The sequence below is a fragment of the Sphingopyxis sp. GW247-27LB genome, from assembly GCF_002277025.1.
GTDB lineage: Bacteria > Pseudomonadota > Alphaproteobacteria > Sphingomonadales > Sphingomonadaceae > Sphingopyxis.
The window spans coordinates 732,367-752,667 of record NZ_NIWD01000002.1; the positions used below are offsets into that span (position 1 = coordinate 732,367).

Below are 20,301 nucleotides of genomic sequence, written 5' to 3' on the forward strand. Positions count from 1 at the left end.
CGCGAAATGAAACTCACCGGGAGTTCGGACTTTGCGGCGCACAATTTTTTCTGAATTGCGGCTTGCGGTCGAGGGGCCTAGGCCCATGTCGCAGGTTCGCAAATTTGGTGAAGGCAGAAGACATAATGGCGACAGCGGTTGAGGACCGGGCGAACGAACGCCAGTCCCCCCTTTCCGATGCAGTGGTGGTGCGGTTTGCCGGCGACTCCGGCGACGGGATGCAGTTGACGGGCGGCCAGTTCACCCTTTCGACCGCGCTCGCGGGCAACGACCTCGCGACCTTCCCGGACTTTCCTGCCGAAATCCGGGCGCCGCAGGGGACGCTGTTCGGCGTTTCGGCCTTCCAGATCAATTTTGGGTCGAGCGAGATCACGACCGCGGGCGACGCGCCCGACGTGCTCGTCGCGATGAACCCCGCGGCGCTGAAGACCAATGTCCCGTCGCTGAAGCCCGGCGGGCTGATCATCGCCGACGAGGGCGAGTTCAATGACCGCAACCTCGCCAAGGCGAAATATGAGTCGAACCCGCTCGAGGACGGCAGCCTCGCGAAGTGGCAGCTTCTGAAGCTCAACATCAGCCAGCTGACGATGGACGCGGTGAAGCCCTTCGGCCTCGGCAACAAGGAAGCGCTGCGCTGCAAGAACATGTGGACGCTGGGGCTCGCGCTCTGGATGTTCGACCGCGACCGCGCGCCGCTGATCGACTGGCTCAAGGCGAAGTTCGCGAAAGCGCCCGAGCTTGCCGACGCCAATATCGCCGCGCTCAACGCGGGCCACGCCTATGGCGAGACCGCCGAGCTGTCGGGCCCGCTCAAGCAGCACCACGTCGCTCCCGCGCCGGTCGCGCCGGGCCTCTATCGCACGCTGACCGGCGCCGAGGCGGTCGCGCTCGGCCTCGTCGCGGGCGCGCAGCTTGCAAAGCTGCCGATGTTCTTCGGCGGCTATCCGATCACGCCGGCGTCGGCGATCCTCCACCATCTGTCGCGGCTCAAGGAATATGACGTCACGACCTTCCAGGCCGAGGACGAGATCGCCGCGATCTGCGCCGCGATCGGGGCGAGCTATGGCGGCTCGCTCGGCGTGACCAGCTCGTCGGGGCCCGGCATCGCGCTGAAGGGCGAGGCGATGGGCCTCGCGATCATGACCGAGCTGCCGCTCGTCATCGTCAATTCGCAGCGCGGCGGTCCCTCGACGGGCCTGCCGACCAAGACCGAGCAGTCGGACCTCTATCAGGCGGTCTACGGCCGCAACGGCGACGCGCCGATGCCGGTGATCGCGGCGCGTTCACCGGGCGACGCGTTCGAATGCGCGATCGAGGCGTGCCGCATCGCGGTGCAATATATGACGCCGGTGATGCTGCTCACCGACGGTTATATCGCCAACGCGGCCGAGCCGTGGGCGGTGCCCGACCTCACGGCTTACGAGGCTTTTCCGGTCGAGTTCCTGACCGAGGTTCCAGAGGGCGGCTTCAAACCCTACAGCCGCGACGAGAAGCTCAAGCGGCCGTGGGTCAAACCCGGCACGCCCGGCCTGCTGCATCGCATCGGCGGGATCGAGAAGGAGGTCGATACCGGCCACCTCAACTATAATCCCGAAAACCACCAGGCGATGACCGACATCCGCAAGGCGAAGGTCGACGGCATCCGTATCCCCGATCAGATCGTCGAACTCGGCGCCGAGGGCGGCAAGCTCGCGGTGGTCGGCTGGGGCTCGACCTTCGGCCCGATCCACCAGGCGGTGCGCCGCAAGCGCGCCGAGGGCCATGACGTCAGCCATATCCACATCCGTCACGTCTGGCCGCTGCCCGCCAACCTCGGCGAACTGCTCAAAAGCTATGACAAGGTGATCGTGCCCGAAATGAACACGGGGCAGTTGAAGACGGTGCTGCGCGACCAGTATCTGGTCGATGCGCGGCCGCTCAACAAGGTATCGGGCCAGCCCTTCCGTATCGCCGAAATCGAGGCCGCCATCGAGGAGGCGCTGCAGTGAACGAGATGACCACCATCGCGAAGACGACCACGCTCAAGGACTGGGAAAGCGACCAGGAAGTGCGCTGGTGCCCCGGCTGCGGCGACTATGCGATCCTGAAGGCGGTGCAGCGCACCATGCCCGAAACGGGGACGCCGCCCGAAAAGACCGTGTTCATCAGCGGCATCGGCTGCTCTTCGCGTTTTCCCTATTATATGGAAACCTATGGCTTCCACACGATCCACGGCCGCGCGCCGGCCTTCGCGACGGGGCTGAAGCTCGCCAATCCGGATCTCGACATCTGGATCGTCACCGGCGACGGCGACGGGCTGTCGATCGGCGGTAACCACACGATGCACCTGATCCGCCGCAATCTCGATTGCCAGATCATGCTGTTCAACAACGAGATCTACGGCCTGACCAAGGGGCAATATTCGCCGACCAGCCGCGTCGGCACCAACAGCCCCTCGACCCCCTATGGCTCGGTCGACCGCCCGGCGCAGCCCTGCGCCTTCGCGCTCGGCGCCGGCGCGCGCTTTGTCGCGCGCGGCTTCGACGTGTCGAAGGAACTGCCGAACGTGCTGAAGGCGGCGCACGCGCACAAGGGTGCGGCGTTCATCGAGATCTTCCAGAACTGCATCGTCTACAACAAGGACGTGTTCCAGGATTTCGCCGCGCCCAAGGGCGCCGAGGATCGCCAGCTCTGGCTGGCGAACGGCGAACCGATGCTGTTCGCGAAGGGAACGAAGGGCATCGCGCTCGACAATGAGGCGCTGACGCTGAAGGTCGTCGATGTCGTCGATGGCGACTGGAAGGCCGCGGGCGTGATCGTCCATGACGTCACCAACCGCAGCGTCGCACACATGCTCGTCGAGATGCGCTTCGGCGAATTCCCGATGGCGCTCGGCGTCCTCTACGACGACCCGCGCCCGACTTTCGAAGCCGACGTCGTCCGCCAGAATGCTGCGGCACGCGAGGGCAAGACCGCCGATCTGCAGGGGCTGCTCAAGAAGGGGCAGACCTGGACGGTCAAGGAAGGCGGGCCCGAGCTCTGACCCGCTTGCGGCGGCGGTTCGCGTCGGCTCTATAGGCGGCAATGGACAATCTGACGCACAGCCTGGTCGGCGCGGTGCTTGGGCAAATGGGGCTCAAGCGGAAGACCGCGTTGGCGATGCCGACGCTGATCATCGCCGCGAACCTGCCCGATATCGACGCGGGCTGCGCCGTCTATGGCATCGAGTCGCTCGCGATGCGGCGCGGCATCACTCACGGGCCGATCGCGTTGCTGCTCCTGCCGCTGATCCTCTGGGCGGCGATGATCGCCTTCGACCGCTGGCAGGCGCGGCGGGGCACGCGGCCCGTGACGCGTCCGGCGCTTCACAAGGGTTGGCTGCTCGCGCTCGCCTATCTCGGCTGCCTCAGCCATCCTGTGTTCGACTGGCTCAACAATTACGGCATCCGCCTGCTCGAGCCTTTCAGCCATCGCTGGTTCTACGGCGACACGCTGTTCATCATCGATCCGTGGATATGGATCGTGCTCGGCCTGTCGGCCTGGCTGTCGCTGCGCCGCGAGCGCACGGGGGCGCCGCGATGGACGCGGCCCGCGTGGATCGGCTTCATCGCCGTTTGCGCCTATATTTTTGCCAATGGGCTGATCACCGGCCGCGCCGAGGCGCAGGTCGCCGATTTGCTGCGCCGGCAGGGGCAGGGCGATGCGCTCGTCGTCGCCAGCCCGCCGCCGCTCGCCTTCTGGCGGCGCGACGTCTTCTGGCGCGAAGGCGGACGCTATGGCAGCGGCGCCTATGCGCTCGGTTCGGGCAGCACCGTCGAGCCGGGCGTGCCGACCGGCATGGACGACCTGCGCCTCCGCCTGTGGGCGAAGGCCGATCCGGCGGCGCGCGCCTTCCTCTTCTGGGCGCGCATGCCGGTGGCGACACGCGACGGCGACGCGATCGTGTTGCGCGACCAGCGCTTCATGCAGCCTTTGGCGCGCGACCGCTTCATGGTTCGCGTCAGGGCGCCCGACACCGCCAGCCACGCCGAATAGGCGGAAACGGCGTCATGACGCCACGCGACAGGCGATTGTCAGGCCGCTGCATTTGCGGCACAAAGATGCCATGAACACGCATGTCAGTCCCCGGCGCGGCAAGGAATTGCTGCGCGCCGACCGGGTGTTTCGCTCGGGCGGCGGGCTGGCGTGGCTGATGGCGCGCGCGCCGTCGGGCCTGTTCCACCGCATGCTCGACCGCATCGATCGGGGCCTCGATCATGGCACGCTGGAGGGGTATCTGCCCGACGGCAGCGTGCGGATCCTGGGCGGGCGCGGCAAGGGGCCGACCGCGATCGTCCACCTGCACAGCTGGGCCGCGCTCGTACGACTCGCGCTGTCGGGGTCGGTCGGCTGGTATCGCGCCTGGGAGCATGGCGAATGGTCGTCGCCCGACCCGGTTCCGCTGTTCGACCTGTTCATGCGCAACGGCGAGGCGCTCGGCAATGTCGGCCGCGCGCGCGGGCCGTGGCGCTGGGTCAATAAAGCGGTCCATGCCTTCAACCGCAACAGCCGCCGCGGCGCCAAGCGGAACATCCACGCCCATTATGATTTGGGCAATGATTTCTATCGCTTGTGGCTCGATTCGAAGATGAATTATTCGAGCGCGCTGTTCACCAGCCCCGGTATGACGCTCGATCAGGCCCAGAATGCCAAGATCGACGCGATTCTCGACCGGCTCGACCTGCATTCGGGCAGCCGGCTGCTCGAGATCGGCTGCGGCTGGGGCGCGCTCGCCGAGCGGGCGGTCGAGCGGCACGACGCGCTCTACACGGGCATCACCCTGTCGCCCGCGCAGGCGGCGGTCGCTGCGGCGCGCGTCGCGGCGGTTGACCTCATCGGTCGCTCGAAGGTCGAGCTCTGCGATTATCGCGACGCGCAGGGTCCCTTCGACGCCATCGCAAGCGTCGAGATGGTCGAGGCGGTCGGGCAGGCCTATTGGCCCGCCTATCTCGACGCGATCGCCCGGCTGCTACGCCCCGGCGGCAAGGCGGCGATCCAGTATATCCTGATCAGCGACGCCCTGTTCGATGCCTATGCGGCGGGCAGCGATTTCATCCAGGCCTATATCTTCCCCGGCGGATGCCTGATCTCCGAAAGCCGCTTTCGCGCGCTGGCCGAGGAACGCGGGCTGGCGTGGCGCGACGTGCGGCGCTTTGGCGGCGACTATGCCGAAACGCTGCGCCAATGGCGCGAGCGGTTCGACGCGGTCGTCACGGCGGGCCATCTGCCCGCGGGGTTCGACGAGCGGTTCGTGCGGCTGTGGCGCTATTATCTGCAATATTGCGAAGGCGGCTTTCGCGGCGGCGGCATCGACGTCGCGCAGGTGACGCTCGAAAAGACGGCCTGAACAGGGGAGGGGAAGATCATGCGAAGATTATGGGCGGCGGCGCTGCTGTGCGCCGCGACCGCGGGGTGCGGGGCGCCCGCCTCGACCCAGACCGCCGACAATTTGCCAAAGGATCTGAATGTGCTGTTCTGGAGCCAGGATCAACGCGACGCTGCCTTCCGCACGATGGAAACGGTGCCCAAGGTCGTCGTCCACACGATCAAGGCCGGCGGGGTGGTGCATCCACTGCCTGCCGGCAAACCGCTCGACGTCGGCGTCGATGTCGACGCCTATATGGCAAAGCAGCGCAACGCGGGGCTGATCATCGTCCAGGACGGCAAGATCCGGCTCGAGAAATATGCGCTCGGCTATGGCGCCGCGGGTCGCTGGACCAGCTTTTCGGTCGCGAAGAGCTTCACCTCGACCCTCGTCGGCGCGGCGGTGAAGGACGGTTATATCAAGAGCCTCGACGACAAGGTGACTGTCTATATTCCGGGGCTCAAAGGGTCGGCTTATGATGACGTCAGCGTCCGCCAGTTGCTGACGATGACCTCGGGCGTCAAATGGAACGAGGATTATACCGATCCCAAGTCCGACGTCGCGCAGTTCAACCTGCAAAAGCCCGTCGCGGGGGAAGATATAACCGTCAGTTATATGAAGACCTTGCCGCGCGAAGCGCCCGCGGGCTCGAAGTGGGTTTACAAGACCGGCGAAACCAATCTGATCGGCGTGCTGGTGTCGAGCGCGACGGGCAAGACGCTATCCGACTATCTGTCGGAGAAGGTCTGGAAACCCTTCGGCATGGAGCAGGACGCGGTGTGGATGCTCGGGCCGACGGGGCACGAGATCAGCGGCTGCTGCATGTCCGCCAGCCTGCGCGACTATGCCCGCTTCGGCGAGTTCATCCTCGGCGGCGGCGTCGCGGGCGGCCAGAAGATGCTGCCCGACGACTGGCTTCCCGCCGCGACGACCAAGCAGGCCGGCATCGACATTCCGGGCCGCGGCTATGGCTATCAATGGTGGACCAACGACGACGGCAGCTTCGCCGCGCAGGGCATCTTCGGCCAGGGCATCTTCATCGACCCGGCGCGCAAGCTGGTGATCGCGTCGAACGGCAACTGGCCGACCGCGACCGACCCCGAGGGCGTCGGCGCGGCGCGCGAGGCTTTTTACAAGGCGGTGCAGGCGGCGGTGGACCGCGAGGCTAAATAGGGAAACGTCGCCTTTGCCTTCGCAGGGGCGACGCTCTCAGTTCGCGGCGAGGCTCGTGGTGCGCTGCGCCGCCCAGGCGGCGGCGAGCGGGACGAGGACGCCGAGCGCCATCACCCACCAGGCGTCGGCCAAGGTCACCGCGCGATAGAGGCCGGCGCCGATCACCGCGCCCGCGACGACCCAGCCGGGTCCGGCGCGGCCCGAGACGCGCATCGCGACCCATCCGCCGGCGAAGGCGCCCGCGAACCAGCCGACGATCAGCGCGACCGTCGCGCCCGCGGGGATCAGTATCTCGCCGGTCACGGGGTCATAGGCTTCGGGCGACAATTCGCCGCCCGCATATTGCGCGAGCAGGATCAGCGCGAAGGCGACGACGATCCCGACCACGGTTGCGACGAGCGAGCGGATAAAGGTGCTGGCCATGCGAGTGCCTTTTGCAGAATGCGAAACCGGCCGCTCTTCTACACATGGGAAAGCAAAGATCGCGTTAAGCCTCGACCATAACTTTCGGCAGCGCATGGAAATCGGTGCTGTCGAAGCCGTCGACCATCAGCTTCGCGACGAATTCGCCGACCGCTGCGGGCTCCTTAATGCTCTGCGGATCCTCGCCCGGATAGGCGCGGGCGCGCATCTGGGTGCGGGTGCCGCCGGGGTCGAGGATCGCGGTGCGGACGTTGGAGATATTGCGCATCTCGGCGCCATAGCTGGTCACCAGCACCTCGAGCGCCGCCTTCGACGCCGCATAGGCACCCCAATAGGCGCGGGGTTCGCGCGCAACGCCGGTCGACAGCGCGAGCAGGCGACCGTGCGCGGCGCGCCGAAGCAGCGGGTCGAAATTGGCGATCAGTGCCTGCTGCGCGACGAGGTTCAGCGTCAGCAGCTTGTTGAATTCCTTGCCGTCGATCGCCCCGACCGGAGTCAGCGTGCCGAGCATCGCCGCATTGAGGACGAGCATGTCGAGATGCTGCCAGCGTTCGGCCATCGCGCTCGCCAGCCGGGCGATGCTGTCGCCGTCGGTCAGGTCGAGCGGAGCGATCGTCGCGCTGCCGCCGGCGGCGTGGATACGGTCTTCGAGCTCTTCGAGTCCGCCCGCGGTGCGCGCGGTGATCACGACATGCGCGCCGCGCGCCGCCAGCGCCTCGGCGATCGCTTCGCCGATCCCGCGGCTCGCGCCGGTAACGAGCGCGACCTGGCCCGCCAGCTCTTCAGTCACTTTGCTCATTGTGTCAGACAACCCGTTCGGCAAGCAGCGAAAATTGGTCTTCCAGCGCATGCTCGTCGAAATCGGTCAGCGTGGTCGGATAGGCGCCCGTGAAGCAGGCGTCGCAATATTGCGGAATATCGTCGTTGCGCTTCGCTTCGCCGAGCGCGCGGTAGAGGCCGTCGATGGTCAGAAAGGCGAGGCTGTCGGCGTTGATGAAATTCGCCATCTGACCGATCGTCATCTGCGCCGCGAGCAGCTTGGCGCGCTCGGGCGTGTCGACGCCATAGAAGCAGCTGTGCTGGGTCGGCGGGCTCGCGATACGCATATGCACCTCGGCCGCGCCCGCGTCGCGCATCATCTGCACGATCTTCAGGCTGGTCGTGCCGCGCACGATCGAATCGTCGATCAGCACGATCCGCTTGCCCGCGATCAGCGCGCGGTTGGCGTTGTGCTTCAGCTTGACGCCCAGGTGGCGGACCTTGTCGCCGGGCTGGATGAAGGTGCGCCCGACATAGTGCGAGCGGATGATCCCGAGTTCGAAGGGAATGCCCGATTCCTGCGCATAGCCGATCGCCGCGGGCGTGCCCGAATCGGGGACGGGGATGACGAGATCGGCATCGACGGGATTTTCGCGTGCCAGCTCGGCGCCGATCGCCTTGCGCACCGAATAGACGCTGGTGCCGTCGACGATCGAATCGGGACGCGAGAAATAGACATATTCGAAGATGCACGGGCGCGCGGAACGCTCGGCAAAGGGATGGTGCGACGTCAGTTCGCCGTCGCGGATGATGACCAGCTCGCCCGGCTCGACCGACCGCACGAATTCGGCGCCGACGACGTCGAGCGCCACCGTTTCGGACGCGAGGATGAAGGCGTCGTTGAGCTTGCCGATGACGAGCGGACGAATGCCGAGCGGATCGCGGCAGCCGATCATGCCTTCCGCGGTCAGCACGATCAGCGAATAGGCGCCTTCGACCTGCTTCAGCGCATCGATGAAACGATCGAGCAGGGTACGATAACTCGACGTCGCGACGAGGTGGATGATCACCTCGGTATCGCTGGTCGACTGGAAGATCGAGCCGCGGCGGACAAGGATCTTCCGCAGCGCCACGGCGTTCGAGATATTGCCGTTGTGCGCAACCGCGAAACCGCCGGTGGCAAGGTCGGCGAACAGCGGCTGGACGTTGCGCAGCGCGGTTTCGCCCGTCGTCGAATAGCGGACATGGCCGATCGCCGAGGCGCCGGCGAGCTGGCGCATGATGTCGTCGCGGTCGAAATTGCCCGCGACATGGCCCATCGCGCGGTGGGTGTGGAATTCCTTGCCGTCGAAGCCGGTGATGCCCGCGGCTTCCTGTCCGCGATGCTGCAGCGCGTGGAGGCCGAGCGCGACGACCGCGGCGGCGCTGTCGGCGCCATGGATGCCAAAGACGCCGCACTCCTCGCGGAGCTTGTCGTCGTCGAAAGGATGGGTCGTCAGCATGATGATCCGGGGCGTTGGGGGCGGCAACTGGCGCGCATATAGGAGCGCCGAAGGCAAATGTCGCCCCCTTGTTTGGACTCTTTTCGGAAAGGGGCCTTTTCAGGCGCCGCCGGCCTGTCCTAAAGGCCGTGTCATGGCCGACCCGCGCGACACCACCGACCGTTTCCTTCCCCGCTTCGATGCCGCCGGGCTGGTGACCGCGATCGTCGTCGACGTCGACACGCGCGCGCTGCTGATGGTCGCGCATATGAACGCCGAGGCGATCCGGCTGACGCAGGAAACGGGACAGGCGCATTTCTGGTCGCGATCGCGCAGCGCGCTGTGGCGCAAGGGCGAAACGTCCGGGAACGGGCTGTCGCTGGTCGAGATGCGCGTCGATTGCGACCAGGATGCGCTGCTGCTGGTTGTGCGGCCCGCGGGGCCGGCGTGCCACACCGGGCGCCGTTCCTGCTTCTATCGCCGGGTCGAGCGCGACGGGAGCCTGACCTTCCTCGAAAACGATGCGCAGGGCTAGCCTGCCGCTCCTGGCGGGCGCGCTGCTCCTAACGGGTTGCGACCGGCCGCCGCCGGAACAGGAAGCCCGGTCGATCGACGCGGACAATCCGCTCGAACTCGCGGCGCGCGAACGCGGCGTCGTGCGACCCGATGCGGCCGAGCCGACCGGCGTGTTCGAGCGCGCGCACGAGCTGGGGCGCGATGCGTTGTGCGTGGTGCCCGACGGTGCGGGGCGGTGGCGCTTTGCCGTCAGCGCGGCGTTCGGCACGGGCTTTTCATGTCGAGCAAGTGGCTCGGTCGCGCGCGAAGGCGACGGCTGGCGCTTCACTTTCGCCGGCGTCGAGGATTGCAGCGTCGTCTTGCGCGAGGAAGAAGATGAGCTGCGGCTGCCGGGAAGCCTGCCGTCACAGTGCGACAGCCTGTGTCCGGGCCGCGCCTCGCTCGCGGGGCTGCGGCTGCCGCGCGCGAGTTGGTCGGTCGCCGACGCGAAACGCTTGCAGATGCGCGACGAAGAGGGCAATAACACCCGGCCCTGCGCCGATTGAACCGCGGGCCTCCCCTCGATTCCGCGAGCCTTGACGTTCACGTCAACGGAAACTAATCCTGTCATCATGACCGAAGAATACGGCCACGCCCATATCGACACGCCCGATCATCTGGGGCGCGAACAGTTCAGCATCACCGATTTGTCGACCGAATTCGGCGTGACCGCGCGTGCGCTGCGCTTCTATGAGGACGAGGGGCTGATCAGCCCGTCGCGCAAGGGGCTGTCGCGCATCTATTCGAAGCGCGATCGCGCTCGGCTCGCCTGGATATTGCGTGCCAAGCGCACCGGCTTCAGCCTCGCCGACATTCGCGAGATGATCGACCTCTACGACGTCGGCGACGGCCGCAAGCTGCAGCGCCAGGTGACGATAGAGAAATGCCAGGAACGCATCGCGCTCCTGCGCCGCCAGCGCGACGATATTGACAGCGCTGTAGATGAGCTGTCACGGTTCATCGATACGGTGAAGAAGGTCGACGCCGGCCAGAAGGCCGGCTGAGCCGCTCCCCAGGCAAGGACCGATTGCTGACACCCGATTCTCAGAAGGATACCCCATGCCCGTCTATCGCGCTCCCGTGCAGGATACGCTGTTCCTGATCAACGACATGCTCGGCATCGAACGCTACGCCAACCTGCCAGGGTTCGCCAACGCCACGCCCGACATGGTCGAGGCGGTACTGAGCGAGGCGGGGAAATTCTGCGAGGAGGTGCTTTTCCCGATCAACTATTCGGGCGACCAGGAAGGCTGCACGCGGCACGACGACGGCTCGGTGACGACGCCGAAAGGATTCAAGGAAGCCTATAAGGCCTATTGCGACGCCGGCTGGACGCTGCTGACCCAGCCCGAGGCGTTCGGCGGGCAGGGGCTGCCGCACGTCGTCGGCTTCCCGGTCGAGGAATATCGCATGGCCGCCAACCAGGCCTTTTCCATGTACCCCGGGCTGACCCAGGCGGCGGTCGCCGCGATTCTGGTCAAGGGATCGGACGAGCAGAAGGCCACCTATGCGCCCAGGATGATCTCGGGCGAATGGGGCGGCACGATGAACCTGACCGAGCCGCATTGCGGCACCGACCTCGGCCTGATCCGTACCCGCGCGGTGCCGAACGGCGACGGCAGCTATGACGTCACGGGCACCAAGATCTTCATCTCGTCGGGCGAGCATGACCTCACCGACAACATCATCCACCTCGTGCTGGCGAAGACCCCCGACGCACCCGACAGCGTCAAGGGCATCTCGCTGTTCATCGTGCCCAAGTTCCTCGTGAACGAGGACGGCTCGCTGGGTGAACGCAACAGCCTCTCGTGCGGCTCGATCGAGCACAAGATGGGCATCCATGCCAACGCGACCTGCGTGATGAATTACGACGGCGCGAAGGGCTGGATGGTCGGCGAGGAGAACAAGGGGCTCGCGGCGATGTTCGTGATGATGAACGCCGCGCGGCTCGGGGTCGGCATCCAGGGGCTCGGCCAGGCCGACATCGCGTTCCAGAACGCGGTCCAGTACGCGCAGGACCGCCGCCAGGGGCGCGCGCTCACCGGCCCGCAGGATCCGCAGGAAAAGGCCGACCCGCTGTTCGTCCACCCTGACGTGCGCCGCATGCTGATGGACGGCAAGGCGGTGGTCGAGGGGCTGCGCGCGCTCTGCCTGTGGGGGGCGCTGCAGGTCGATCTGTCGCACGCGGCGGAGAGCGAGGAGGAGCGGCAGCAGGCCGACGACCTCGTCAGCCTGCTCACTCCGGTGATCAAGGGCTATGGCACCGACAAGGGCTATGAGGTCGCGACCAACGCGCAGCAGGTGTTCGGTGGTCACGGCTACATCGAGGAACAGGGCATGAGCCAATATGTCCGCGATGCCCGCATCACGATGATCTACGAGGGCGCGAACGGCGTCCAGGCGATGGATCTCGTCGGCCGCAAGCTCGCGCAGAACGGCGGCCGCGCGGTGCAGGCCTTCTTCGCGGTCGTCGACGCCGAATGCGCCGCGGCGAAGGACGGTCCGCTCGCCGATTTCGCAGGCCGGCTCGAAAAGGCGAACGGCGAACTCAAGGCCGCGACAATGTGGTTCATGGCGAACGGCATGACCAATCCGAACAATGTCGGCGCCGGCGCGCATCATTACATGCACATCATGGGCATTGTCGCGCTGGGCCTGATGTGGCTGCGCATGGCCGAGGCGGCGCAGAAGGCGCTGGGCGAAGGCCGCGGCGACAAGGGCTTCCTCGAAGCGAAACTGGTCACCGCGCGCCATTTCGGCGAACGCTTCATGCCCGACGCGGGCGCGCTGCGGCGGAAGATCGAAGCGGGCAGCGAAGCGATGATGGCGCTGACCCCGGAACAATTTTTCGCGGCCTGATAGGCCGGCCGCGCAACCTTCGCCGTCGCCATGCGTGGCGTCGGCAATGAGCGAGGCCGACCTTACCCCCATCGTCGAGGCGGGGCGCAATTGCTGGCGGATCGAGCGCGCGAATAAGGCGCGGATGATCGTCGACGCCGCCGACTATTACGCCCTGCTCGCACGGCTGATGGCCGATGCGAAGGAGCGCATCCTGCTGATCGGGTGGGATTTCGACCCGCGCATCGCGCTGACCCCCGACGCCGACGGCAGCGGCGAGGCGCTCGGCCATTATATGCTGCGCCTCGCGAAGAACTGCCCCGAGCGCGACATCGACATATTGCGCTGGAATTTCGGCGGACTGAAGCAGTTCGCGATGCCGAGCATCGTCGCGATGGTCGCGCGGTGGAAGGTCACGCGCTCGATCAGCTTCCGGCTCGACAGCGCGCATCCGGCGGGATGCAGCCATCATCAGAAAGTCGCGGTCTTCGACGATCATCTCGCGGTGTGCGGCGGGATCGACGTCGGTTCGAGCCGCTGGGACACGCGCGAGCATCAGGACGACGATCCGCACCGCCGAACGCCGGGCGGCAAACCCTATATGCCGTGGCACGATTCGACGATGATCCTCGCGGGACCCGTCGGCGAGGCGCTCGCCGACCTCGGCAACGAGCGCTGGCAGCGCGCGACGAGCAAGCCGCTCCGCGATCTGAGCGGGGTGGGCGAGAGCTGGCCCGACGACCTCGACCCCGATTTTCGCGACGTCGACGTCGCGATCTCGCGCACTCGCGCCGAATATGACGGCTATCCCGAAATCCGCGAGATCGAGCAACTCTATCTCGACCTCATTATGGGTGCCAGGCGCTTCGTCTATTTCGAGAATCAATATTTCACTTGCGGCAAGATCGCCGCCGCCATCGCCGAGCGGCTGAGCGAAGACGATCCGCCCGAATTCGTCATGGTGATGCCGAAGACCGCCGATGGATGGCTCGAACAGATGGCGATGGATGCCGCGCGGGTGAAGCTGGTGCGCGAGATCGCCAAGGCGAAGCATGGCGACCGGCTGAAGGTCTATTACCCCCGCACGGCGGGGGGCGACCCCATCTATGTCCACGCCAAGACCGCGATCGTCGATGACCGGCTGATCCGCGTCGGGTCGTCGAACATGAACAATCGCTCGATGGGCCTCGACAGCGAATGCGACGTGACGATCGACGCGGCGCTATCGGCGAACCGCGGGATCGAGCCGACGATCACCCGGCTGCGCGAATCGCTGATCGCCGAGCATCTGGGGGTGGAACCCGCCGAGGTCGCGCGCCTCTTCGAGCGCACGGAGTCGCTGATCGAAACGATCGAAGCGCTCCGCGGCGACGGGCGATCACTCGAACTGCTCGATCTCGTCGCGCCGGGTCCCTTCGACGACTTTATCGCCGAGAATGAACTGCTCGACCCGACGAGCCCCGACGCGATGTTCGAAAGCCTGACCGAGCGCGGCCTGAAGAAAAGCTGGCACCGCGGCAAGGCGTGGATGAAGCGACGGCGGCCGTTCAAATAGCTACCCGTCATTGCGAGCGAAGCGAAGCAATCCAGAATGTGACAAGCCGCTCTGGATTGCTTCGCTTCGCTCGCAATGACGGAAACGGGCGCTGCCTAATCCGCCAGCGACAGCAAATGCCGTGCCTGCTTGAGGTGCGGCGCGTCGACCATCTTGCCGTCGACCTGCAACACCCCGGCGCCCGGATGGGCGGCGAAGGCGTCAACGATCGCCTGCGCGCGCGACACCTCGTCCGCCGAGGGGGTGAAGGCGGCGTTGATCGGCGCAACCTGTGACGGATGGATCGCCATCATGCCGGTGAAACCGTCGCGCCGCGCACGCGCGGCATAGGTGGCAAGGCCCGCCTCGTCCTTGATCGCCGGAAACACCGTGTCGATCGCGGCGACGCCCGCGGCGTGGGCCGCGAACAGCGTCAGCGCGCGCGCGACCCGATAGGGTTCGGTATAGCCGCCGTCGGCCTCGCGGCTCGTCGCGGCGCCGATCGCGGCGGGCAGGTCCTCGGCGCCCCAGGTCAGCCCGACAAGCCGGTCCCTCGCTTCGCGATAGCTGCCGAGCGTGAAGATCGCCGACGGCGTTTCCGTGGCGATCGGCAGGATCGCGGGCAGCGAGGCGTCGGGCGCCGATTCGCTGCGCAATATCGTGTCGATCTGCGCGATGCTCGGCGCGCCCTCGGCCTTGGGCAGCATGATCGCATCGGGACGAGCGGCGGCGATCGCGGCGATATCGGCGGCCGTCATATGCCCGTCGAGCGGATTGACGCGCACCAGCGTCACCACCTCGCGCGTGCCCGCGAGATAGTCGGCGACCGCCGTGCGCGCCGCCTCCTTGTTCGCGGGCGACACCGAATCCTCGAGGTCGAGGATGATCGCGTCGGCCCCCGATGCCGCCGCCTTGGCAAAGCGTTCGGGCCGGTCGCCTGGGACGAAAAGGAGGGAGCGGAGGCGCATCAGGCGTCTTTCTTCTTGATCAGCGCCGATCGTTCGCATTGGCAGACGATCTCGTCGCGCTGGTTGATGCAGCGGTGCAGGAAGGTCACGATACCCGCATTCGGCCGTGATTTCGATTCCTTGAGGCCGATGACCTCGCTGGTCGCGCGCAACGTGTCGCCGAGAAACACCGGCTTCGGCATCACCAGCTTGTCGTAGCCGAGGTTCGCGACAAGCGTGCCGAGCGTCGTGTCGCCGACCGACAGCCCGACCATCAGGCTGAAGGTGAAGGTGCCGTTGACGAGGATCTGACCGAACTCCGACGCCTTCGCCGCCTCGATGTCGAGATGCAGCGGCTGCGGATTGTGCGTCATCGTCGTGAACAGCAGATTGTCGGTCTCGGTCACCGTGCGCCGGATGTCGTGGACGATGCTGTCCCCGACCTGCCATTCGTCGAAAAATTTGCCTGCCATGGTCAGTCCCTCAGATGCAGTTTCATGCCGACATGACTCTGGACGAAGCCGAGCCGGGCGTAAAAGCGGTGCGCGTCGGTGCGGCTCGCCGACGATGTGAGCTGGACCAGCTTGCAGTCGCGCACGCGGCACTGCTCGACCGCCCACAGGATCATCCGCTCGCCGAGCCGCTGGCCGCGCAGGTCGCGGACGATACGCACCGCCTCGATCAGCCCGCGCCAGCTGCCCTTGAAGGAGAGGCCCGGAAGGAAGCTGAGCTGCATCGTTCCGACGACGCGGCCGTTCAGTTCGGCCGCGATCAGGCGCTGGTTGGGGTCGATCTCGATCGCCTCATAGGCTGCCATATAGCGCGGATCGTCGGGACCCGCCTCGCGCCCCGGCGGAATGGTCTCCTCGGCAAGCATCGCGAGGATCGCGGGCAGGTCCGCAATCGTTGCATCGCGAAGGATCAGATCGCTCATTCCGCCGCCTCGATCTTTGCGAGCAGCGCTTCGACCTGCACCTGCGCGCCCGCGGTCGCGTTGAGTTCGGCGACCACGCCATCGAACGGCGCAGTCAGGCTGTGCTCCATCTTCATCGCCTCGAGCGTCAGCAATTTCTGCCCCTTGGTCACCGCGTCGCCCGCCGCGACATCGACGGCAATGATCTTGCCGGGCATCGGCGAGAGGATCGCGCCGTCGCCCGCCACGCCCCCCGGGCCGCCTGCGGCGCGCCAAGGCGACAATTGCCAGACCGAGCCGGCTTCCGCGACGAGCATGGCAGGGGCCGGTTCTTCGGTCCCGGGGCCGTGGAGCGCGACATCGACGCGCTTCCCGTCGAGCAGGAAGGGCGCCGAACGGGCATCGGGGGCGTTGAGGCGAAAGCCTGCTTGCAACGCGCGCGGCACCATCGCCATCGCGGCATTGGTCAGCGCCTGTGCCGACGGCACGGGCTCGGCGGTCATCGCTTCGCCGTCGCGGCCGATCAATCCGGTGTCGACCGTCCCGGCGACGAAATCGGGATGGTCGAGCGCCTGGATCAGAAATGCCGAGTTGGTCTTCACCGGCCAGACGGCGCTATCCTCCAGCATGTCGGACAGGGCCAGCCGCGCTTCCTCGCGATCCTCGCCGTAGGCGATGACCTTGGCGATCATCGGGTCATAGAAGGGCGAGACCTTGGCGCCTTCGGTGACGCCGGTGTCGATGCGGCCTCCGTCATGCTCGGCGAGTTGGAAGAGTTCCAGCGTACCGATCGAAGGCAGGAAACCTTTCGCCGGGTCTTCGGCATAAAGCCGCGCTTCCATCGCCCAGCCGTCGATCGTCAATTCGTCTTGGCGCAGCGGCAGCGGTTCGCCCGACGCCACCCGCAACTGCCATTCGACCAGATCGACCCCGGTGATTTCCTCGGTCACCGGATGCTCGACCTGCAACCGCGTGTTCATTTCCATGAACCAGATGCGGTCGGCGCGCAGGCCCTCGCTGGCGTCGGCGATGAACTCGATCGTCCCCGCGCCGACATAATCGACCGCCTTCGCCGCGCGCACCGCGGCGGCGCAAAGTTCGGCGCGCGTCGCTTCGTCCATGCCGGGGGCGGGGGCTTCCTCGATCACCTTCTGGTGGCGGCGCTGGAGCGAGCAGTCGCGCTCGAAGAGGTGAACGACGTTGCCGTGCGTGTCGCCGAACACCTGCACCTCGATATGGCGCGGGGTCAGGATATATTTCTCGATCAGCACATGATCGTTGCCGAACGAGGCCGCCGCCTCGCGCTGACACGAGGCGAGCGCGTCGGCGAAATCGGCTGCCGCGTCGACCTTGCGCATCCCCTTGCCGCCGCCGCCCGCGACTGCCTTGATGAGCACCGGATAGCCGATCTCGGCCGCTTGTTCGGCGAGAAAGGCGGGGTCCTGATTGGCGCCCATATAGCCCGGCGTCACCGGCACCCCGGCATCGGCCATCAGCTTCTTCGCGGCGTCCTTCAGCCCCATCGCGGTAATCGACGAAGGCTTGGGTCCGACCCACACGAGCCCGGCATCGGTCACGGCCTGCGCGAACTCGGCATTTTCGGAGAGGAAGCCATAACCCGGATGGATCGCCTCGGCGCCGGTCGCCTTGGCGGCGGCGATGATCTTCTCGGCCACCAGATAGGATTCGCGCGCCGCCGACGGCCCGATATGCACCGCCTCGTCGGCCTGCCGCACATGCAGCGCCTGCGCGTCGGCATCCGAATAGACCGCGACGGTACGAATGCCCATCTCGCGCGCGGTGCGGATGATGCGACAGGCGATCTCGCCGCGATTGGCGATGAGAAGGGAGGTGATCATGGCGTCTCGCTGACCTCGAAATGAAGAACATGCGGTTCCATCTCGATCAGGAAATCCGCGTCGAAATCATAATATTTCGCCTTGTCGACCGGCGTTCCGGCGAAGGCCTCGATGACGGCAAGATCGTCCCAGAAGGTCAGCATCTCGAAATGCATGACCTCGCCCTCTTCGCGGTGCAGGCACCAGGCGCCGCGATTGCCGGGCACCGATCGATAGTCGGGAATGGCGATGTCGAGCATCAGTTTTCGATAGGGATCGGCCTTCGCCTTCGGAACGATGCCATGCCAGCGCCGCGCGATCATTGCCCCGGACATCCGGTCTTGCGCTGCGTCCAGGTGATGTTGAGGACGCGCCACGCGCCATCCTGCTTGACCAGGTCGACATGGTTGATGCCGCAATGCGACGGCTTCCCGTCGAGCGTGAAGATATAAGGCGACCAGACCATGGCGATGGGCCCGTCGACATGAACATGCGGATCGACGAGCTTTTCGACCGGTGCGCCCGGAATGCCCGGAAGGCGCTGGGCGAATTCGCCCCAGGTGCTGAAATGCAGTTTTTCCTTGCCGTCCGCGCCGACGGTTGCGGCGGTCGCGCGTCCCTCGGCGATCGTGACCGTTGCCATAGCCGCAGGATCCTTCGCGGCGAGGGCGTCGAACATGCGATCGATGGTGGCGAGCACGGCCCGGGATTCGCTGTCGGCACCATGCTCCTCGTGCTGCGCAAGCGCGGGCGCGGCGGTGCAGAGGGCGAGCGCGAAAGCCATTTTAAGATACATCGTCCGTCTCCTCACATCCTGAACACGCCGAACCCGCGATCCTCGACCGGCGCGTTCAGCGTTGCCGCAAAGGCCAGCCCAAGCACGTCGCGCGTCTGCGCCGGATCGATGATGCCATCGTCCCACAGTCGCGCGGTCGCGTGATAGGGGTTGCCCTCATCCTCATATTTCTGGCGGATCGGCGCCTTGAAGGCTTCGGCCTCTTGCGGAGTCCATTTGTCAGCGTCGCGGTGGACGGTCGCGAGCACGCTCGCCGCCTGTTCGCCGCCCATCACGCTGATCCGCGCATTGGGCCAGGTGAAGAGGAAGCGCGGGGAGTAAGCGCGTCCGCACATGCCGTAATTGCCCGCGCCGAAGCTGCCGCCGATCAGCATGGTGATCTTCGGCACCGTCGCGGTCGCGACAGCGGTCACCAGCTTCGCGCCATGTTTCGCGATCCCCTCGGCTTCATATTTGCCGCCGACCATGAAGCCGCTGATATTCTGGAGGAAGAGCAGGGGGATGCGCCGCTGCTGTGCCAGCTCGATGAAATGCGCGCCCTTGACCGCGCTCTCACTGAACAGCACGCCGTTGTTGGCGAGGATCGCGACCGGAATGCCCCAGATATGCGCGAAGCCGCAGACGAGCGTCGCGCCATAGGCGGCCTTGAACTCGTGGAACTCGCTGCCGTCGACGATGCGCGCGATCACCTCGTGCACATCGTACGGCGCGCGCACGTCCTGCGGAATGATGCCGTAAAGCTCCTCGGCGTCATATTTGGGCGGGCGCGGGTCCTTCATCGCGACGTCGAAGCCGTCCTCGACGCCGAAGGTCGAAACGATATCGCGCACGATCGTCAGCGCATGTTCGTCATTTTCGGCGAGATGATCGACGACGCCCGATTTCTTCGCATGCAGGTCGCCGCCGCCAAGATCTTCGGCGCTGATCTCCTCGCCGGTCGCCGCCTTCACCAACGGCGGGCCGGCGAGGAAGATGGTGCCCTGATTGCGGACGATCACCGTCTCGTCGCTCATCGCGGGAACATAGGCGCCGCCCGCAGTGCAGCTTCCCATCACGCAGGCGATCTGCGGGATGCGTTTGGCGCTCATATTCGCCTGATTGAAGAAGATGCGCCCGAAATGATCGCGGTCGGGGAACACCTCGGCCTGGTGCGGCAGGTTCGCGCCGCCCGAATCGACCAGATAGATGCAAGGCAGGCGGTTCGCCTCGGCGATCTCCTGCGCACGGAGATGCTTCTTCACCGTCATCGGGTAGTAGGTGCCGCCCTTCACCGTCGCGTCGTTGCAGACGATCATCGCCTGCCGCCCCGACACGCGCCCGATCCCGGCGATCATCCCCGCGCCGGGAATCTCGCCGCCATACATGTCGCACGCCGCAAGCTGGCCGATCTCCAGAAACGGCGAGCCCGCGTCGAGCAGCCGCTCGACGCGCTCGCGGGGGAGCAGCTTGCCGCGGCTCGTGTGCCGCTCGCGCGATTTTTCGTTGCCGCCCAGCGCCGCCGCGGCGACGCGCGACCACAGCTCGTCCCTCAGCGCGCGATTGTGCGCGGCGTTGGCGCGAAACGCCTCGCTGTCCGTCTGGACCATCGTTTGCAGGACCGGTGCGCTCACTGTCTCGTCTCTCCTGTCGCCGGCTGCGGGGGTAATGGGTCGCTCGTCGAT

The 20,301-nt window shown here is 66.2% G+C and carries 20 protein-coding genes; 10 read left to right on the forward strand and 10 right to left on the reverse strand.

From position 1 onward, the window contains the following. Positions 1 to 125: 125 nt before the first annotated feature. The 5 genes from CD928_RS03635 to CD928_RS03655 all read left to right on the forward strand — a co-directional run bounded on the left by CD928_RS03635 (position 126) and on the right by CD928_RS03655 (position 6,556). The gene (locus tag CD928_RS03635) at positions 126 to 1,988 is read left to right on the forward strand and encodes a 2-oxoacid:acceptor oxidoreductase subunit alpha (RefSeq protein ID WP_095384935.1); all 1,863 of its coding nucleotides are present in this window, start codon (positions 126 to 128) and stop codon (positions 1,986 to 1,988) included. Next, the gene (locus tag CD928_RS03640; RefSeq protein ID WP_095384938.1) at positions 1,985 to 3,022 is read left to right on the forward strand and encodes a 2-oxoacid:ferredoxin oxidoreductase subunit beta; all 1,038 of its coding nucleotides are present in this window, start codon (positions 1,985 to 1,987) and stop codon (positions 3,020 to 3,022) included. The genes CD928_RS03635 and CD928_RS03640 overlap by 4 nt, the downstream gene beginning before the upstream one ends. 41 nt (positions 3,023 to 3,063) lie before the next feature. Then, positions 3,064 to 4,014: a metal-dependent hydrolase gene (locus CD928_RS03645; protein ID WP_095384941.1), complete on the forward strand. Its 951-nt coding sequence runs from the start codon at positions 3,064 to 3,066 to the stop codon at positions 4,012 to 4,014. Between the two features lie 70 nt (positions 4,015 to 4,084). After that, a complete protein-coding gene (locus CD928_RS03650) occupies positions 4,085 to 5,365 on the forward strand; it encodes a cyclopropane-fatty-acyl-phospholipid synthase family protein (protein WP_095384943.1) in 1,281 nt (426 codons plus the stop codon). A gap of 18 nt (positions 5,366 to 5,383) precedes the next feature. Further along, positions 5,384 to 6,556, forward strand: a complete 1,173-nt coding sequence (locus tag CD928_RS03655; protein ID WP_095384946.1) for a serine hydrolase — start codon at positions 5,384 to 5,386, stop codon at positions 6,554 to 6,556. 36 nt (positions 6,557 to 6,592) lie between these two features. On the opposite strand, the gene CD928_RS03660 is transcribed toward CD928_RS03655, so the two are convergent. From CD928_RS03660 to purF, 3 genes are all read right to left on the reverse strand, one after another. Next, entirely contained in the window at positions 6,593 to 6,979 is a 387-nt protein-coding gene (locus tag CD928_RS03660) for a hypothetical protein (RefSeq protein WP_095384949.1), read from the reverse strand. A 64-nt stretch (positions 6,980 to 7,043) separates the two neighbouring features. Further along, complete coding sequence (locus CD928_RS03665) at positions 7,044 to 7,778, reverse strand: SDR family NAD(P)-dependent oxidoreductase (protein ID WP_095384951.1); 735 nt, start codon at positions 7,776 to 7,778, stop codon at positions 7,044 to 7,046. A gap of 4 nt (positions 7,779 to 7,782) precedes the next feature. Further along, on the reverse strand, positions 7,783 to 9,240 hold the full coding sequence (purF, locus tag CD928_RS03670) for an amidophosphoribosyltransferase (RefSeq protein ID WP_095384954.1): 1,458 nt from the start codon (positions 9,238 to 9,240) through the stop codon (positions 7,783 to 7,785). A gap of 133 nt (positions 9,241 to 9,373) precedes the next feature. On the opposite strand from purF, the gene hisI reads away from it, so the two are divergent. The 5 genes from hisI (at position 9,374) to CD928_RS03695 (ending at position 14,167) form a co-directional block, all read left to right on the forward strand. Next, positions 9,374 to 9,754, forward strand: coding sequence for a phosphoribosyl-AMP cyclohydrolase (gene hisI, locus CD928_RS03675; RefSeq protein ID WP_095384957.1), 381 nt, complete (start codon positions 9,374 to 9,376; stop codon positions 9,752 to 9,754). Beyond that, positions 9,741 to 10,280, forward strand: a complete 540-nt coding sequence (locus CD928_RS03680) for a hypothetical protein (RefSeq protein WP_095384960.1) — start codon at positions 9,741 to 9,743, stop codon at positions 10,278 to 10,280. The genes hisI and CD928_RS03680 overlap by 14 nt, the downstream gene beginning before the upstream one ends. Positions 10,281 to 10,346: 66 nt before the next feature. After that, positions 10,347 to 10,778 carry a MerR family DNA-binding transcriptional regulator gene (locus tag CD928_RS03685; protein WP_095384963.1) on the forward strand — a complete coding sequence of 144 codons (432 nt, stop codon included), beginning with the start codon at positions 10,347 to 10,349 and terminating at the stop codon, positions 10,776 to 10,778. Between the two features lie 55 nt (positions 10,779 to 10,833). Beyond that, complete coding sequence (locus tag CD928_RS03690; protein WP_095384966.1) at positions 10,834 to 12,633, forward strand: acyl-CoA dehydrogenase C-terminal domain-containing protein; 1,800 nt, start codon at positions 10,834 to 10,836, stop codon at positions 12,631 to 12,633. Positions 12,634 to 12,679: 46 nt separating this feature from the next. Further along, entirely contained in the window at positions 12,680 to 14,167 is a 1,488-nt protein-coding gene (locus CD928_RS03695; protein WP_095384969.1) for a phospholipase D-like domain-containing protein, read from the forward strand. A gap of 95 nt (positions 14,168 to 14,262) precedes the next feature. On the opposite strand, the gene CD928_RS03700 is transcribed toward CD928_RS03695, so the two are convergent. From CD928_RS03700 to CD928_RS03730, 7 genes are read right to left on the reverse strand one after another with little or no spacing between them, the layout of a single operon-like run. Next, positions 14,263 to 15,114, reverse strand: a complete 852-nt coding sequence (locus CD928_RS03700; RefSeq protein ID WP_095384971.1) for a CoA ester lyase — start codon at positions 15,112 to 15,114, stop codon at positions 14,263 to 14,265. Beyond that, entirely contained in the window at positions 15,114 to 15,566 is a 453-nt protein-coding gene (locus CD928_RS03705) for a MaoC family dehydratase (RefSeq protein WP_095384974.1), read from the reverse strand. The genes CD928_RS03700 and CD928_RS03705 overlap by 1 nt, the downstream gene beginning before the upstream one ends. A gap of 2 nt (positions 15,567 to 15,568) precedes the next feature. After that, complete coding sequence (locus CD928_RS03710; RefSeq protein WP_095384976.1) at positions 15,569 to 16,027, reverse strand: GNAT family N-acetyltransferase; 459 nt, start codon at positions 16,025 to 16,027, stop codon at positions 15,569 to 15,571. After that, positions 16,024 to 17,865 carry a biotin carboxylase N-terminal domain-containing protein gene (locus CD928_RS03715; protein WP_095384979.1) on the reverse strand — a complete coding sequence of 614 codons (1,842 nt, stop codon included), beginning with the start codon at positions 17,863 to 17,865 and terminating at the stop codon, positions 16,024 to 16,026. Before CD928_RS03715 ends, CD928_RS03710 begins: the two co-directional genes overlap by 4 nt. Continuing rightward, positions 17,862 to 18,167 carry an antibiotic biosynthesis monooxygenase gene (locus tag CD928_RS03720; RefSeq protein ID WP_095384982.1) on the reverse strand — a complete coding sequence of 102 codons (306 nt, stop codon included), beginning with the start codon at positions 18,165 to 18,167 and terminating at the stop codon, positions 17,862 to 17,864. Before CD928_RS03720 ends, CD928_RS03715 begins: the two co-directional genes overlap by 4 nt. Then, positions 18,164 to 18,640, reverse strand: a complete 477-nt coding sequence (locus CD928_RS03725; protein WP_095384985.1) for a hypothetical protein — start codon at positions 18,638 to 18,640, stop codon at positions 18,164 to 18,166. Before CD928_RS03725 ends, CD928_RS03720 begins: the two co-directional genes overlap by 4 nt. An 11-nt stretch (positions 18,641 to 18,651) precedes the next feature. After that, entirely contained in the window at positions 18,652 to 20,250 is a 1,599-nt protein-coding gene (locus CD928_RS03730; RefSeq protein ID WP_095384987.1) for a carboxyl transferase domain-containing protein, read from the reverse strand. Positions 20,251 to 20,301: the final 51 nt, after the last annotated feature.